This window comes from Candidatus Vicinibacter affinis (assembly GCA_016714365.1).
Classification (GTDB): domain Bacteria; phylum Bacteroidota; class Bacteroidia; order Chitinophagales; family Saprospiraceae; genus Vicinibacter; species Vicinibacter affinis.
Window position 1 is genome coordinate 129,155 of sequence record JADJNH010000006.1, and the last position, 17,659, is coordinate 146,813.

The 17,659-nt window shown below is 34.9% G+C and carries 14 protein-coding genes; 9 read left to right on the forward strand and 5 right to left on the reverse strand.

The window, feature by feature from the left end; all coding sequences use genetic code 11:
- Positions 1–116: 116 nt before the first annotated feature.
- The 5 genes from IPJ53_13730 to IPJ53_13750 all read right to left on the reverse strand — a co-directional run bounded on the left by IPJ53_13730 (position 117) and on the right by IPJ53_13750 (position 9,368).
- Positions 117–2,561 (reverse strand): phenylalanine--tRNA ligase subunit beta, encoded by a 2,445-nt coding sequence (locus tag IPJ53_13730; GenBank protein ID MBK7800157.1) that lies wholly within the window; start codon positions 2,559–2,561, stop codon positions 117–119.
- A 320-nt stretch (positions 2,562–2,881) separates the two neighbouring features.
- Complete coding sequence (locus IPJ53_13735) at positions 2,882–5,653, reverse strand: T9SS type A sorting domain-containing protein (GenBank protein ID MBK7800158.1); 2,772 nt, start codon at positions 5,651–5,653, stop codon at positions 2,882–2,884.
- A gap of 47 nt (positions 5,654–5,700) precedes the next feature.
- Positions 5,701–7,077, reverse strand: a complete 1,377-nt coding sequence (locus tag IPJ53_13740) for a hypothetical protein (GenBank protein ID MBK7800159.1) — start codon at positions 7,075–7,077, stop codon at positions 5,701–5,703.
- Entirely contained in the window at positions 7,058–7,624 is a 567-nt protein-coding gene (locus IPJ53_13745) for a sigma-70 family RNA polymerase sigma factor (protein ID MBK7800160.1), read from the reverse strand. Before IPJ53_13745 ends, IPJ53_13740 begins: the two co-directional genes overlap by 20 nt.
- Positions 7,625–7,646: 22 nt before the next feature.
- Positions 7,647–9,368 (reverse strand): carboxypeptidase regulatory-like domain-containing protein, encoded by a 1,722-nt coding sequence (locus IPJ53_13750; GenBank protein MBK7800161.1) that lies wholly within the window; start codon positions 9,366–9,368, stop codon positions 7,647–7,649.
- Between the two features lie 1,230 nt (positions 9,369–10,598).
- On the opposite strand from IPJ53_13750, the gene IPJ53_13755 reads away from it, so the two are divergent.
- From IPJ53_13755 to IPJ53_13795, 9 genes are all read left to right on the forward strand, one after another.
- Positions 10,599–10,970: a hypothetical protein gene (locus tag IPJ53_13755; protein MBK7800162.1), complete on the forward strand. Its 372-nt coding sequence runs from the start codon at positions 10,599–10,601 to the stop codon at positions 10,968–10,970.
- Between the two features lie 114 nt (positions 10,971–11,084).
- Positions 11,085–11,786, forward strand: a complete 702-nt coding sequence (locus IPJ53_13760) for a class I SAM-dependent methyltransferase (protein ID MBK7800163.1) — start codon at positions 11,085–11,087, stop codon at positions 11,784–11,786.
- Between the two features lie 40 nt (positions 11,787–11,826).
- Positions 11,827–12,291, forward strand: coding sequence for a tyrosine-type recombinase/integrase (locus IPJ53_13765; GenBank protein ID MBK7800164.1), 465 nt, complete (start codon positions 11,827–11,829; stop codon positions 12,289–12,291).
- Positions 12,292–12,403: 112 nt separating this feature from the next.
- Positions 12,404–13,240, forward strand: a complete 837-nt coding sequence (locus IPJ53_13770; protein MBK7800165.1) for a WG repeat-containing protein — start codon at positions 12,404–12,406, stop codon at positions 13,238–13,240.
- 57 nt (positions 13,241–13,297) lie between these two features.
- A complete protein-coding gene (locus IPJ53_13775; protein MBK7800166.1) occupies positions 13,298–14,203 on the forward strand; it encodes a hypothetical protein in 906 nt (301 codons plus the stop codon).
- 161 nt (positions 14,204–14,364) lie between these two features.
- A complete protein-coding gene (locus tag IPJ53_13780; GenBank protein MBK7800167.1) occupies positions 14,365–15,108 on the forward strand; it encodes a dual specificity protein phosphatase family protein in 744 nt (247 codons plus the stop codon).
- 591 nt (positions 15,109–15,699) lie between these two features.
- On the forward strand, positions 15,700–16,368 hold the full coding sequence (locus IPJ53_13785) for an FMN-binding negative transcriptional regulator (protein MBK7800168.1): 669 nt from the start codon (positions 15,700–15,702) through the stop codon (positions 16,366–16,368).
- Positions 16,369–16,473: 105 nt separating this feature from the next.
- A complete protein-coding gene (locus tag IPJ53_13790; protein ID MBK7800169.1) occupies positions 16,474–16,794 on the forward strand; it encodes a hypothetical protein in 321 nt (106 codons plus the stop codon).
- A gap of 58 nt (positions 16,795–16,852) precedes the next feature.
- Positions 16,853–17,425 carry a dihydrofolate reductase family protein gene (locus IPJ53_13795; protein ID MBK7800170.1) on the forward strand — a complete coding sequence of 191 codons (573 nt, stop codon included), beginning with the start codon at positions 16,853–16,855 and terminating at the stop codon, positions 17,423–17,425.
- The last annotated feature ends 234 nt before the right edge of the window (positions 17,426–17,659 follow it).

A 17,659-nucleotide genomic window follows, 5' to 3' on the forward strand; every position in this document is an offset into this window, starting at 1 on the left:
TATGATACAGACCTATATATATTATAAAAAAAAAGCTTTATAAGCCTCTTACCGGCCATAAAACCCCTGATGCAAATTTAGGTAAATTTTCTGTTATTTAAAAATAAACTTTGTAATTACCGTCGGATAATGGCTCCGAGGTCTTTTTCATAGGCCTTGATGATTTTATCCATCTGAATATCCAACTCCTGACTGGAGAGCGATCTTTCTCTGGATTCAAAAAGCAGACTCAGTGCATATGATTTTTTACCCGGCCCAAGCTGTTCTTCATTTCGGTAAATATCAAACAAACTCAACTCTCTGAGATTTTTTCCGGACTTGCTTTGCGCAATATCCTTTAGACTGGAAAATGGAACAGATTCATCAATAACAACTGCCAGGTCTCTTCTCGAAGAAGGAAATTTGCTGACCTCCTGATACTGAATCTTCTGACCACTCATCAATTGGTAGAGTATGGCCAGATCAATCTCGGCGTAAAAAACAGGTTTCTTTATTTCATAAAGGGAAGAAAGTGATTGTGAAATCAATCCCGCACCGGCAATCTTTCTATTCTGCTTACTCCAAACATACTGATAACTGTAAAACAGTTCAGCGTGCGTCTCAGATTGAACAATGCCCTCCATTCCCAATGAACTAAGGATACCATCGACCAATGCTTTTGCAGTAAAAAATCCTACCTGGTCCGGTTTTGGCTTGGTCCAATGGGCCTCTCCTTCTGCTCCTGTAAGCCAAATACCTAATTTATGGACTTCCTTGAATTTCTCTCCTTTCCTTACATAGTCTTTCGCGAACTCGAAAAGTGCGAGATCGGATTGCTGTCTGTTCTGATTGAACTGGATACTTTCCAGGCCATTCAACACCGTTGACGGTTTCATGATATCCAACGAGACGTTGGAGGTGTTATTTACATAAACCAATTCTTCTTCTTTCCATAAGCCGGATTTCAGACAAAGCTGTGAATTCCCCAAAGAAATATTCATGATTTCGGTAAGTCCTCTGGCACAAAGCCAATCCCCCAATTGTTTTTTAAGGGAAAACAAAGAAGGCACATGTTGTGGAAAAGATATGCGAATATTGTCCGGGACCGGAATGTGGTCAAAACCATACACCCTGGTAATTTCTTCGGTGACATCCGCTAACCTGGTAACGTCCGGCTTATTGGTTGGAACGCTGACCAGGTAATTTCCATCCCGATGATCCATCAGTTCCATTTCCAGTGCAAAAAGAACTTTTTTGAAAGTCTCATCATTTAGATCAAGGCCACTGAGTGAGTTTACCTTATCCAACTTTAATTCAATCTGAACAGGCTGGATGGGTTCAGGATAAATATCGATCCATTCAGAAGCTATTTGCGCTCCACCATATTCCTGGAGGAGGCTTACTGCCTTGTGAAGAGCTTTGAGTGTAATGTTGGGGTCAGATCCTTTTTCAAAGGTGCGTGCAGCCTGTGATCGGATCAAATGAGCGGTGCTGGACTTACGGATGGAGGAGGCATTAAAATGTGCTGATTCAAGAAAAAGTGAAGTGGTCCCATCACTGATTCCACTTTCTGCGCCACCCAGAACACCCGCTATGCAAAGAGGTTTTGAATCATCGTCGCAAATCATGAGGTCCTCTGACCGAAGTTTTCTTTCTACCCCATCCAATGTTTGGAAGGAAGTACCGGCATTTAATGTTTTAACTCTTATGCCCTTTCCGATTTTTTGTAAATCAAATGCGTGTAGTGGCTGCCCCATGTCAAACATGATAAAGTTGGTGATGTCCACTACATTGTTGATCGGTTTGAGATCCATGGCTATGATGCGCTGTTGAAGCCATTCCGGGGAAGGCCCAATCTTCACATTCTTCAGGCAAATGCCGGAATATCTTGGACACAAATCAGCTCTTTCAATATGGATGCCCAATTCAATTGATTGATTGACCTGATGTTTAATTAGATCTTGATCAATCGAATTTTTCAATTTTGCTGTTGGGTTTTCGTGAACCTTTATCCAGGCCAGCAAATCTTTTGCCACGCCCAGATGGTTGGTTGCATCTGCCCTGTTGGGGGTCAGCCCAATTTCAAAAATGGTATCACTTTCCAGATTCAGGTAATCAGCTGCCTTGGTACCGGGAACAGCGGATGGTTCTAAAATTAAGATTCCATCATGACTTTGTCCAATGCCCAACTCATCTTCCGCACAAATCATTCCCATGGACTCTTCCCCTCTGATCTTTCCTTTTTTGATTTTAATAGGCTCACCGGTCGTTGGATGAAGTTCCGCACCTTCCAGGGCGACCAAAACCTTTTGGCCTGTCGCTACATTGGGTGCACCGCAGACAATTTGCAATATCGCTTCATTTCCAACATTGACTTTGGTCAATCGCAAACGATCCGCATTGGGATGCTGCCACACCTCCAACACCTCACCCACCACAACGGACTTCAGTCCACCGGCAACTTTCTCCTGTGTCTCCATCCCTTCCACTTCCAGACCTAAAGAGGTAAGTATGTCTGCAATTTGTTCCGGAGATTTATCCAATTCCAGAAAATCCTTCAACCAATTCAACGAAATGCGCATAAGCTCAAATAATCTGCAAAGAGAAGGAATTTTTGGGGAAAACGGATAGGTATTGCCCAGAAAAGTAGGAAATGGTTATTATTAAGAGTGATAAATACTCAGTCTGTTCATTTTTTTTAAGAAAATTAATTCTAAAAATTGATTGTTCAAGCGGGAGTCTCCATCCCATTATGGTTGTAATCCAAAAATTAATAATCTAAAAATACCTCGCGCGCAAAAAACTTAACTGTCAACAAAAAAAAAGGATCTTACAAATCAATGTATTATCCATTTTATATAATAAAAGAGGGGGAAATACCCCCCTCTTTGTTCAAGGGGAGTTAATTTCTTACAACTAATTTTTGGATAATGGAATGGCCATTATTTAAAACCAACAGATAAAATCCACTGCCAGGAAATAAACCCGCATTTAATTTCAGGCGGTTAAATTTATCTAACTGAAATTGATTGGACTGATATAACATTTTACCTTCCAGATTGTAAATCTGTAAGTTTTGTGGTAAATTTTCCAGGTTAGAAAACTCGACATTCAGGTCGCCATCAAAGGGGTTAGGATAAACATGAAGTGAATTCAAATTGGTCTTTGGATCTGATGTTGCCGTGAGGTTTCTTTCTTCCAATTGAGGAGTGGACAGCTCAATATCGGAACCAATAACAAATAAGGGAATTGGAAAATGCTTTGAAGACAATGCTTCATTCAGCATCCCGTTAAATTTGGATTTCACTCTGATTTTTAAAAATTTTCCATAAATCGTAAACAAACTAACATTAGAATTTAATAGTAAACACCTCCAGTCACCACCCTTATTAATAATATAATCCACATCCTTGTTAAGATTTAAAATCGGAGATGATATATTAAGAACATCAAGTTTATTTTCATCAAACAATTGACCCAACTGAATACCATACACATTGTACTCTTCAGCTGTACTCATCCAAACATCATATTCCTCCCCTTGTCTGACACTAAAATTGTCAACGAAAAATTTAAAATTTTCAGCAGATCTGTATTCATTCAACTCATTCCTGAAGAAAAAGCTACTTCCATTAACATCCCCTTTAATCACCGGTACAATATCAAAATCGAAACGCGGAAGGTTGACAATATTCTGATCTGAAACTTTTATTGGATTTAAAATATCCGCTGTATAAAGTTGGACAGATTCACATTTAAATTTAGTTATAGAACCTAAAATGAAACGTCTGATATCAAAAATATCAAAAATGGTAATCTTATTATCACAATCAACATCGGCAGCAATTGATTCGTATGAATTAAATTTAATCTGGCCAAATAATCGTCGAATGATTTGAACCAAATCAAAAGTGGTTACGCCAAGAAAAGGAGGACTGGAAATTAATTCAGGAATCAAATAACCCTCTTGAGGATTTTTAGAAGTATCTATGCATAAACTATAATTTAAATTAGGAAAATTAATCGGTTCGCCACAAGCATATAAATTAAATTTATCAGCGCCGCTTTTCAATTTAAAGTTAAAATTTAATCGATTGGTAGAAGCACTTGATTGCAATTGATAATTTAAAATCCTACCGCCTAGAATATTTTTTGAGTTTGGTCCATTGGCTTTAGCCACAATTTCTAAAGTTGACAAACAATATGTCCTGTTTCCAGCCAAATCTGTAACAAATAAAATTTTGATATATTTTTTACCGCTATCCAATATATCAAATTTTTCTGATTTCACTAAACCCGCCGAATCAAAGGAAAAACTAATTTCACTACAATTATCATAACTACCTGCATCCAACAGATCAGGAAATACAGTTATCTCACCTGTGGGTGGCACATTAAGAATCAGATTTGAATTACACACCGCAACAGGCGGGATGGAGTCAGTCCCACAATAAACTTTAAAAATTTGAGTATGCATAAAGTTTTCACCTGAGCACCAATTCAGGACTGTCCATTGCCGTATTATCTTGTAATGAGTTCCGCATACATCGCTAAAACCAATTAATACAGTATCTGAATACGCTTGACCAAATTGATGACACAAATCTAATACGGGACTTCCGGAAAAAGCAGGATCCGGAATATAGCCATCCATCCTTTGCCAAGTATCCTTGCAATTAAGAGTTGGCAACTCCAATCCATCGTAATTTTGCAAATTTGAAAAAAGACTTGCATTCGTTCTTTGAAATTGAATAGTTTGGAGACAAACTTTATTTACCCCACCAGGAATCTTAGCTATCCAAGATCTCTCAATTTCAGCAACATAAGTATCTGCACATTTTCGTTGGATAATTTTATCGGTAAATAGAACGCTTACTTTAGGGCAAAACTCACTGTATTGAACACTGTACTCTAAATCTGAAACCCGTTCTATTTTATATAGTGTTGAAAATGGGAATCCAATAATCATAGGGTCCACTTCTTTAAAACAATTGGTCTGAATCGGATTGCAGGTAAATTCAAAATCGAGTGCAGGATCACAAGATCCTTGAATATTTATTACTACGTTTCCCCAGCAACTATTTCCGGAATTAGAATCCAAAACCGTATATTGAAATGAACGTGGTAAAGTTTCATCAATCTGAGTGAAAGACCTTGAGTTATTTCCAACCTTATAACTGATGTCGAAAATATGATCCTTACAATAGGACCCTTCCAGGAAATTGTCGACATCAATAGACAATGCTTCTCCAGCCTGGATATCAAATTTAACTAAATCATTGCACACAAGTGATGGTGTACATTTAGTCACTGTAATTTCTGTCGAAGCGGAGGATTGATTACCTGCTTGATCTGTAGCATAAACCTGAACAGATATCTTCAAACCAGGGGAATTTACAACTTTCATCTTCTGATCTTGGGCATCTTTTGAAAATGAAAATTTCATATTTTCCAATAATGTACAATTATCGATACAAAGACTCACCAAATCCTTTGCACTTAAGGAAATGTCAATAGAATTGTCCAGAGAAATTGTGTAATTGGATTTTAATGAGAAAAAAGGAGACTGGCTATCATTCGTGCAATCTTGTGCATAAACTGTCGTGAAAGTAATCTTGAAAATAAAGAAAATAAAAAACCATTTGGTGTTGATTGGAAAATAAAATTTCTTCATGGGATAAAATTATAAGTGATAAATTGATTTTTAAATTATTACGATCTTCAACGAATCCTATAGGATAAACCTGCTTGAAATCTAAGAGAACTATGCCTTTCACCGATACTGTTCTCCAGATCTCTCCAATACCATAATTCAGAAGAACCGGCAAGACCAACCATCCATTTAATTCCAGGTCGTATACTATATACTACTTGCATTCCATACAAAACGCTGCATGGAGGTTTAGTTCTTGAAATATTTTCACCATAATTATCCAAATCAAGGGACCTTAATGAATTGTTCGAAATCCTACCACTAAATTCCTGGTAAACTGGAACAGAAATTCCTGCATGATAAGAAAGGCTCCATTTTCTGTTCAAAGGATATTGGTATGAAATAATTGCAGGAATAGAAAGCAGAGTTCTGCTGTGATAAAGTTTACGCGAAACATTCCTAAAACTCCGAACGTTTATTGAGCCCGTATCATAAGAAACAACTTTTTGCGCATTTGTTTTTTCTGCAACAATTACACCATATAGAATTTGATTGACCGTATCTAGAAAATGTTGGTTTAACTGCAATAAAGCATATTGGTAATCTAAGCCAATGCCAAATTTAAGTCTACTTTTTAGATCAGTTTGAAAAAGGATTGTGGCACTAAAAACATCCAAGGGTCGCTCTAAGGTTTTGCGGGTCAAATATCCGTTACCGGAACCATTCAGACTTTGAAACAATTTACCATATGAACCCAACAAGCACATATCTACTTTAAAAGACTTTTTATGTCTCACATATTGACTCGATTCTATGAGATTTAAATTGGAAGATAAGTTCTCTTTATTCAATAGCTGGCCATGAATTGAAACAGGTAATAAAGAAATGGTCAGAGAATCAAAAGGAGTAGCATGTCTGGAAGAATTACTACTAAAAGAATCCTGAAAACTTATAGAATTATTGGGAATATCCAGACTTATCTCAAAAAAACCATTTCCATCTGTTGTATTACCCTGTTCAGCAAATAAACTGGGATTGTCCTTGGTCAAATCAAATTTAAACTGGGTGGATTTTTTGGTTAGTTCCTGTTTGTTAATTTTTTGAGAAAGAATTTTTTGAGGATGGATTAGAATATTCGTTTGATTATTTTTATTGCCCATTACAATTTTGGTCAAATCGTCCTTCCCAACATTATTAACTTCCATTGAGTGGCTATCTGGAGTGGACGCCAATTTAAATATACTGGATGGATGCTTAGAAACAAAATACACTAATGAAAGACAAGTCACTGTTACAGGCAATAATATCCAATAAACTATCCCTCTGCGTCTCTTCTTTTTCTCAAGTTTTGGCAAAAGCAAATCCCATTCCAGGTCAGTATCTACCGGTATAGATTCTTTCCCAATGATAAGTTTTAACCAATGATCAAATGAAACTTTTTTCATATCTAGTTGTGTATAGTAATTCCAATTTCTTTTTTAATAAAATGCGTGCTCTGGTCAATTGGGATCTGGAGGTACTCTCAGAAATTCCCAAAACGGAAGCAATGGCTGCATGATCCATGTTGTCAAAAACAAACATATTGAGTATTACCCTGTAACCATCCGGTAAATTTTGAATTTCTCTCAAAACCTCTTCTTCATGTAACACATCATGATCCACATGAATCAGCATTTCATTTTCAATTGAAATTTCGTCCAAGGGAAATATTTCCAATTTCTTTTTACTGAATGAAGAAAAAATACAATTTTTAGTAATGATGTAAACCCAGCCCAATAAGTCTCCTTGAGTATGATTAAAATTTCCAAGGCTTTTAAATATTTTGATATAGGCTTCCTGAAATAAATCCCGTGCATCTTCATGATTGCTGCAATATCTTCTACAAGTCGACATAACTTTAGCAGATGTAAAATCAAACAATTTCCGCTGGCAGGCTCTATCGTCGTCCAGACAACCATGAATAATAAGCTTTATTTCACTTCCCGTCAACATGTATATTCAACCTTAAAATATACTAAATTATGACCGCTCTAAAGAATACAATGTCTGAAAGGAATTTCTCCTTTGTTAAGTCATTCTCAATAATTACTTTTGGCAAAATACATTCCATAAACTCAAAGCCATTTTCATTAAACAGAAAAATATCAGGTTCATCAATGACTTCTTTTAACTTGTAAACATTTTGTATAAAAGAAGAGTGAGTCATTCTCCAATAAAAACCTCCTGATGGGTTAATCAGCTTTTCCAGGATCAACTTTTCGGAATACAATCCCTTGTTCCCATATTCAAAGATGAAAATGGTATTCTGAGAGTTTGCATTTGAAATTTTCCTTACCCTGCAATTGGAATACACCGTATCCGTCATATTAAAACTAAATCTAGCTAAACTTGTCATTTGGTCATCACAAAGTTTTAATACTAAATTTCCATTTGTATAAATATTAACTCTTTTGGAAAGACTGCTGACATTGTTTTTGATGTCAACCGCTGTAAGGGTATTGTCTTCCTCATTACATCCAAGCATTTTAATGGTATACTTACCGGATTCCCCAATTGGGAATACTAAGTAATTCTTCTCATTGTTGGACACAAGAATATAACCTTCAATGTTCGAACTCCCATCACATTGGAGCACTGCCCCTGAAATCTCACTATAAAAAGGAATTACAGTAGATAAGGATATGTTTTTTACTAAATTCTGATCACTACCCAAAATGTCGATTGAATGAATAAGCTGATTACATTCAGTTAAAACATTCAACCTTTGTGGCTCATTTTTTAAAAAGTATAATTTGAACTTTCCGGATATAGTACTCCGACTGGTATATAATTGTTCATACTTAAAGTCATTACCAATGTTCACAAAACTCAATGGATTCCCAATTTTACTTTCTAATACACCAGTCACAGAAACAAATTCATGGATTTCTCCAAGGCAGAGCTTTTCAGGATGTATTGTTTCAAATTGGTAACTGCCATTATCAAAAATAACCTTCGATTCAAATTTCCAAACACTTTTTCCTTTGTCATAATAATAGATTTCATTCGCAGCATTAGGGGTCGGTGAATTTGGACTATATTTAAAACCAATTTTTTTTGAAAAATGCAGCAATTCTCCAGAATCAAAACTTCTGACTTCAATTCCCAGTAAATTATCCGGACGCAACAATTTATTTTGCCCATTATCTAATGACGAAAAATAGCTTGTTTGTCGATGTGTTACAAGTTGTTCATTTCTAAATGCAGGGGCAATTCTATACTTTCCACTAAATGGAGCACCTGATTCTGTTAAGAGAGAATTTGCTGGAATGGTGACCTCATATAAATTTCCGAAATTGAACAGTGCATCAGACTCCGATGAAAAAGAATTCGTAAAAACCTTCTCCTCTAAGGCAGTCCTCCTGAAGGAAGTATCTCCAGCAAATCCATCTACAGGTTCAATACCATCAAAATAATTCTGTGCCCTTACAAAGAGATAATCCTGCAGATCATTTATATAAACATCTTTAAACCTATAAAAACCATTCAAATCCGTAATCTGTTTAATCCCGCCTATGGAAACTTCTGCTCCTGATATGGGATTACCTCCAGGATCCATGACAACCCCAATGATATTGGTTTGAATCAACTTGGTTGGGGGCTTTGGGTCCTCTGTATCGATTATGATCTTTTCGTCGCTTTCCCTACAGGAAAATATCCAGCATAGGCACCATATCAAAACATAACATTTCTTCATACGCATATTAGATAACTATAACTACTTTAAGTCTATAGGTTTCGCTGCATGAAGGTCAAAAAAAAATCCCAAAATGAAGGATTTACTAACAAATTGAGACTTGAGCAGTCAAGCACCACCTATTGATTGCCTGAAGATTAAACAAATTTTAAATAAAACCATGGCAAAAATGTCAATTTGCAAAAAATAAAGAAACTATGGTAAATTTCCATCTTCCAAGCAACATTCTTCTTTGCTAATCCCAAAAAAACCTCATTGGGATGTTGTCAATATTGCATAGCTTAAAACACTAAGCTAAGATTTTAATCCCCAAACCACATGTTTCTGAATCGCCAGCTTTTTGGACTTCCAAAGACGAAAGTGTGGAAGCAGTATGTTCCGGAATTTGCTCCAATTCCATAAAATCCATCAATCAATTCAACGAATTGCGTAAGCTAGGATAATCTGCAAAAAGAACGATTTTTATGCAAATCGGATAGGTATTGCTTAGAAAAGTAGGAACTGGTAATTATTATAGTATTAAATATTAGATCAATTCCATTTTTTAAAAAAAATACTCGTTCTTACTATTTGTTGATTCAGAAAGGGTCCCATTACATTCTTGTTGCAATTCAATTGTAATCTCTGTAAATTTATGTGCCAGGAATAATCGTTTAGATGACACTTTAATAAGGTTCTACTCCATTTAAATTAAGATGAACGTACGTAAATCCAACCTTTCCCTGATATATACGGAAACCGTAAAGTTTCTTAGCAATCAAAATCCTAAATTTTCTGTCACTGGATTATTACAATAAAGTGCAAAGTTAATTCATGCTGAATTGACTTAAAAATATGTAATCTATTATCTAACTATTTATTATATATATTTATTATTCATATATTTATTTTCAGGATACAAAAATGTAAAATATTGAATATATTCACCTGACGTTTTCTTAAGATGATGAATGGAACTATTGACTATAAGGAATCTATTCACAGAAAATGAATTAAACTTTGAGGAACCTTACATATAAAAGAATGAAAAGAAAGGTTTTAATTTTATTCCACCGATTAGAAAATGGGAGGCCACTTTAACTAAGCAAGAAAAACAACTAAAAAAATGAAAAATATAAGAAATAAAGTTCTGCAAAGCTTGCCAAATCTGTATAAGTATGCGAAGTGAAATATTGTATATATGTAAGTTAATTGACCAAACTAAAAAATTACCCTATAAATTTGATTCCAATGAATAACACAGAACAAATCTCTATCCCCTCTCCCCCGTTAAAAAATATTGATAAACAGCAGATCCGCAATGGCCAACACCAAGGAAAGGATGTATTGTTGTTAAACTTCCCGGAAAGTAATTCGATTCAGGAAGAATTGAGAAAAAATCTCTCTTTGGGATGGAGTCCGGAAAATCAGAGCTGGTGGATCACTTTTACCAAGACTAATTACGAACTTGCCCTATCAGTCTTGCGCAAGTATGGCTATGTTGTTTATCAAGGACTGATCCGCCTTAAGGCCGTGAATGAAAAATCTACTCCCAAAACCAATACCCCATCTGAAATCAGCTTACAAAGAATAGACTCTTTCAGCCGATGGATGAAAAGTTAGCGATACAGTGACAGCACTGTTAAAACATATACAGAAGCTGTTAAAACCTTCCTTAACTATTTCGGAAGCAAGCGGATGGTTAAGATTAATGGGCAATAATAAAAAATAAAAACTATGACAGAAATAATTTACACAGAAGAAAAAGGCGAATATTTAAAAAAAAATCCAACTTGGCATGTTGAGGATTCGCCCTGGAAAGCAAAACAGATTATTAAAATGTTAAAACGCAATCCAATAAACCCAACATCTATTGCAGAAATAGGTTGCGGTGCCGGTGAAATATTAAATCAGTTACATTTATCAATGCCAAATTATTTGCGTTTTACGGGATATGATATTTCGAGTGATGCAATAAGTCTTGCAAAGACAAGGGAAAAAGAAAGATTAAAATTTATGCATGAAAATCTTTTGGAAACAAATGCAAGGTTCGATTTATTGCTTATGATCGATGTTTTTGAACATGTTGATGATTACTTAGGGTTCTTAAAATTGTGCAAAAGCAAAGCGAAAAATACGATATTTCATATTCCTTTGGATATATCGGCTCAGGGAATTTTGAGAAATAAACTTATGGATGCACGAAATTCTGTTGGTCATTTGCATTATTTTATGAAGGAAACAGCACTTGCGACATTGGTTGATTCTGGTTATGATATTGTAGATTTCTTTTATACTGCAGGTTCTTTGGATTTACCAACAAAGACACTGCGATCGAAAATTGCAGTTTTACCAAGAAAATTAATGTTTAAACTAAATGAAGATATTGCTGTAAAACTATTAGGAGGATTTTCATTATTAGTTCTGACAAAAAATTAAAGCCATCCTCCAAGCACCTTCCAACTTAAAACATAAAACCATGCTTTCCCTGATTTATTCCTGTGGACTCAGAAGCGAAGAACTCATCCAGTTAAAACCGGAACATGTGGACGGCAAAAGAAATATATTGATCATTAAACTGGCTAAGGGTAAAAAGGATAGAATTGCACCACTTAGCAATAAAACCCTACAACTTATAAGAGCCTATTACGAGGCTTTCAGACCTCAAAAATTTCTGTTCGAAAGGCAAAGGGTGGGTGAAGTCTATGACTCCAGAAGTCTTCAAATGGTGTTGAAACAAAGTTTAATAAAGGCAAGGATCTCAATACCCGTTACCTTACATTGGCTTAGACACAGTTATGCCACTCACTTATTAGAAAATGGCACAGATTTAAGATATATTCAGGAAATTTTAGGACACAGCAGCATCAAGACTACAGAAATCTATACGCATGTGAGTACTAAAAGCATTCAAAAAATTGTTTCACCTTTTGACACATTATAACCAAATCCAGATGAAAAATAAACGAAATAAAGTTTCGCAAAGCTTGCCAAAATTGGGCAGCTATGCGCAATGATGTCTCGTGTAAAAGCAAGTTAGTGGTAATTAAAATATTATGTTGAAGTATATTGTTACCTTTTTATGTTTACACTTTTATTGTACTTCGAACTCTCAAAGTATACTTTATCCATTTCAAAAAAATGGCTTATGGGGATATATGGATAGTAATAAAAATATTATTGTTAACCCTAAGTTTACCGAAGCTTATCCAATATTCAATTCACTTGGTCGCATAAAGAAAAATGGAAAGTATGGGTTCATAAATAATAAAGGTAAAATTTTAATTAAAGCTAATTATGATCTAGCAGGTGATTTTATTTATTCTAGTACCAAAGTAAAGAAAAAAAATAAAACTTATTACATAAATCAAAATGGGTGCAAACAAAAAGCCAGTGGATTAATTAGTTGTGTGCACACTCATCTAGAATATCCCTATCATATTGCTGATAGCAGTTCTTTAAAAATATTCAAGTCAAATTATGAAAAAGAACTAACAGTTCTAATATTATCAGATGTTGAATCGCTTTACTTGATTTACCAAATATTAATCGCTAAAAAAAACAATAAATTTGCAATTTATGACCTTGTTAGACACCATAGCAATCCCAATTTGCAAGTACAAAATACAGAATTTAAGTATGATTCAATTAAATATTTTGAATGCGAGGATATGGATGGAAAGCTACAAGAATATATTGCTATAAAACAAGACCGATATTGGGGATTCGTTATTTTAAAATATTCAAATGAGCTTATTAACCCAAAATACTTAAGTGTTTCGCCTTTCATTTCCCAATATTCATTAGTAGAATTTGAACCTGGAAACTTTGGATACATAGATATTAATGGAGTAGAGTATTTCTTTAGAAGTGAAAGAATTAACGACCACTAACATTGTACTTGCGATCAAGCCACCAAGAATATTATTGTGTTCCACTATCAGCAAACAATGAATCAAATTTCCTACTTTTGGCTTCCGGAAAAGTGGCGGCAAGTCGCAAGTATTCGACCGTTACGTGATATTAAACATATGATTAGATTCAAATTATTATTCCTGATTATAAGTTTACATTGTAGTTGTATTAAACATAAGAAATTATATGATGAAATACATCTTTCAACTCACACTGATAGCTCATATATTCAATTATTTGTTTCAAGAGATTCAATAATAATTTTACAATTAGAACGTGGCGAATGCGATGGATATGGGGCGTGCAAGTATGGGCCCAAATTTTATGCTCAGACTTCCAAAACCAATAACACCTTTGATATTATTGATGAAGAAGTTCAAAGATTACTATCTGATACATTTCATCTTGAAGAAATAATGATAACACACGCTACAACATCCAGCATAAAATTTTTATCTCAAGATAGTCTAATTAAAAATTTCAGATTTTATGGCTCAGAAAAGAACTCTAGAGATATTGAAGAAGTTAAAAAACAATTACTCAATATAATAAGTCAAACAAATAGGAGCAATATTAATACTACAGAAAGACTTATAGATATTTCTGACTTAGCGGATATTGATTCCATTAGCATAAATAAATTGAAACCTGTTGAAATTGATGGTTATAATGGCAAGCGTATAAACTATATTAAAGATTATGAATTAAAAATGATTTCACAAAAAGAGCAGATTGAATCGTTTATAAACATCATTCAAATGCAAAAAATAATAGATAGAACAACTAGAAAGGGGTTTGGCAAGTTGATTCCTAAATATGAGATTAATTTCTATAGAAATAGACTTATTTGTTTCCAATTAGAAACTGATTTAGTAATAATGCCATATTCATGGCTTCAAGTACTTAAAGTTGATAGCTTATTAATAAGCAATTTCAATTAACATCACATAACAATGTACTTACGACCATGTCGCCAATGTATAGAAATTTTCACTTTTGGCATTATAATAAAAAAACGCTTTCTTACTTTTGGCTTAAGGACAAGCAGCGGCAAGTCGCAAGTACTTGAACGTTAAATCTTTTTGTATTTTATCGGACAATTTTGCGTACTACAAAAAATGCTGCGCTTATAACTCCCAAAACTGCCTTACATGAGATCATACATCGCATTTTATTAAAATTTGAATACAACAAATGGTATTTTCACACTTTGACGATGGGCGCAAACAAAATGAGCGCACGAGTGAATAAAAGATGTTTGTATTTTTACAGAAATATGTGGTTTAAGTTGTTTTATTGGACGATAGCGATTTCCTTATTTTCCTGTAGGGCAGGTAATTTAGTACCCCGTGATAAAGATTGGGCTGAGCGAATAGACAGCATGGAACTGGACAATTTTTATAAGGTGAGCGACTCTGTATACAGATCTGAGCAACCAGGGGTTGAGGAATTTGAGCAGATTTCGCGATTCGGGATTAAAAGCGTTTTGAATTTACGAGAAGATAAAAGTGATACCGGCTTGTTAAAATCGACGAGATTAAATTATTATGAGATAAAAACGGTTACGACTCGTATTTCAGACAGAGAGGTAATATCAGCCTTACGGGTGATTGAGCATGCGCCTAAACCGATACTGGTTCATTGCAAGCATGGAGCAGACCGAACGGGAACGGTAATGGCAATGTACCGTATAATATATCAAAACTGGCCAAAGTCAAAGGCGTTAGACGAGTTAAAGAAAGGCGGTTATGGATTTCACAGTCGTTATCGAAACATTCCGAAGTATGTTCTTACTGCTGATACAGCATACATAAGACGAGAAATTAGCAAGCAGGCTCAAGAATGATTGTCTGCGCCCAACAAAAGTATTGCCGCAAGTGGAGCTAGACAAGCATACTTAAACTAATTTCAAAGCCAAAATTCAGTTCGGACTGGAAAAGCCAACATCAATTACTGTGCAAAATTTCAACAATAAATTTTTATTTAGCAACATTTGCGGGCAGAAGGAATGTTACTTTCTCACCTGTAACATTAATTGAACATTATCATATGGTAAAATTTAGAGCCTTGGCTTCCTTGATCTTTTTTTTTAAATATGGTCTTCACGATAATTTGTGAATTTTTCATTTTTATTTTAACAATTTGTAAAATCTTTTGAAGTAGACCCCTTTCATTATAAAAATCAGGTTATCAAATCCTAAAATTAACCGCATAATGACCAAGCACATGATTTAAAATTCTTTTGACCAACTCGTTAGGTTTCCATTAATCAATGCTATCCGAAAATTGTGTAGCCCCGCATTTAAAGCATTCCATTTTTTATATATCTTTACCCTATGGCCGGATTCTAGCCATCATTGATCCATTTCCGGATATCCAGGAAAACTTTAATGGGTCCATGTAAATTGACTCAAATTAGCTGTCAAAAAAGATAAAGATGTACCACTTTTCCTATTTCAAAGAAAAAGATAAGCAAATAATATTGGATTTCTTAGAACAAAATCCATTCGCTTTCTTAACTGGAAGTTACCTAAATGGAAAACAAGTTGCAACACAAATACCCATTTTATTGGAAGAAATAAATGGTGAACTGTTTTTGCAAGGACACATCATGCGGAACACAGACCACCACAAGGCTTTACTTGAAAATCCAAATGCCTTGCTTGTGTTTACGGGACCGAGTTGTTATGTAAGTGCATCCTGGTACACCAATCCACAAACGGGTTCAACCTGGAATTACATGAGTGTTCACATTGCCGGACAGGTCAATTTTATGACAAGTGATGAGCTCATCAGGTTTATGCAAAAATTGACTTTAAAATTTGAAAAAGACAATACCCAATCGCTCACCATTTATGACAATCTTCCTGACCAATTTTTAAGCAAGATGATGCCGGCCATTGCAGGTTTTGAAATTAAAGCTGACAAACTGGAAAATGTATTTAAACTCAGCCAGAACAGAGATGAAAAAAGCTATCTCAACATTATTTCAAAACTAGATGAACAAGGTGGGAACAGTGCATTAATTGCATCAGAAATGAGAAAAAGAAAAGACGAACTATTTCCTGCCGGTGTTATTTGGGATGGTTCAAAATTTGATTCTTAAAACCTCTACAAAATGTTGAAAGCAAAACTGTTACACCCTCTGATATAACTTAGCATTCAAAACACTCCCGGACAGTCATTCCAACGAAACTTGAACCCGAATATTTTGAAAATTAAAGCAATTAGAGACTTAATTAAAAACAAGGATTTATGGGCTACAAAAAATGCACAAGAAAATTATCGAACAGAATATGCTATTTTTAATGAATACATGACGCATTCATTGTATTGTCTCTATGTGAAAGAAAATTATAAAGAAAAAGAAGGTTCGGAAATAGTTAACCAAAGAATTAAATTAATGGAGCGAAGAGGCTTTTTTAAATTCGATCAATTTAATGAGAAACTTATCCACCTGTTAAAAGGTCGAAAAAAGACGATTTCTGAAATGTATCCTGCAGCCATTGAAATAATGAAAGAAATTAAATAAAACGGATATTGCAAGAGAATCATATATAACTAAAGACAACAATAAAAAACAGAATCAAATGAGAAAAATAATTTCATTTATGCACATATCGCTGGATGGTTTTGTAGCAGGTCCGAACGGAGAAATGAACTGGATTAAGGTAGATCAAGAAATATTTGATCACGTCGGAAAGAGGATTAGCGAAGGTGACACCGCACTTTATGGTCGCGTCACTTATCAAATGATGGAAAATTACTGGCCCACAGCCGGAAACAAACCAAATGCAACCAGACACGACATTGAACATTCGAAGTGGTATGGCAAAGTCCAAAAAGTTGTTTTATCAAAAACATTGAAGGATGATGAGCTGAATAACACAAAAGTTATTAGCGACCAACTTTCGGATAAATTAAATGAAATAAAGCAACAGGGAGATAAAGAAATCCTACTGTTTGGCAGTCCCACGGCAACACATTCACTTATTCAACAGAACTTAATTGACGGCTATTGGCTATTCGTGAACCCAATTATTCTTGGACGAGGCATTCCATTGTTTGTTGACATCAAAGAAAAAATAAAGCTAAACCTGTTGACAACCCGACCATTTACTTGCGGGGTAACCGAACTGAATTACACAGTGAACAGACTATGACAACCATAGGTAGCAAATAATTAATCGCCTAAGGTCACCGTCATAAAATAATCAGAGGCTCTGCATCCACCAGCGTTGAATGCATTACTTGAAAAAAAACAGGGATGCCACCTATTAAAATCGGCTGATTTTCTATCTATCTTTGACAATGTGGTCAAAATTCAGACTTTTATACCCGATTTGCAATACCATATTTAAGCGTTATTGCCAATGCTTGTGAAATCCCAAAATGCA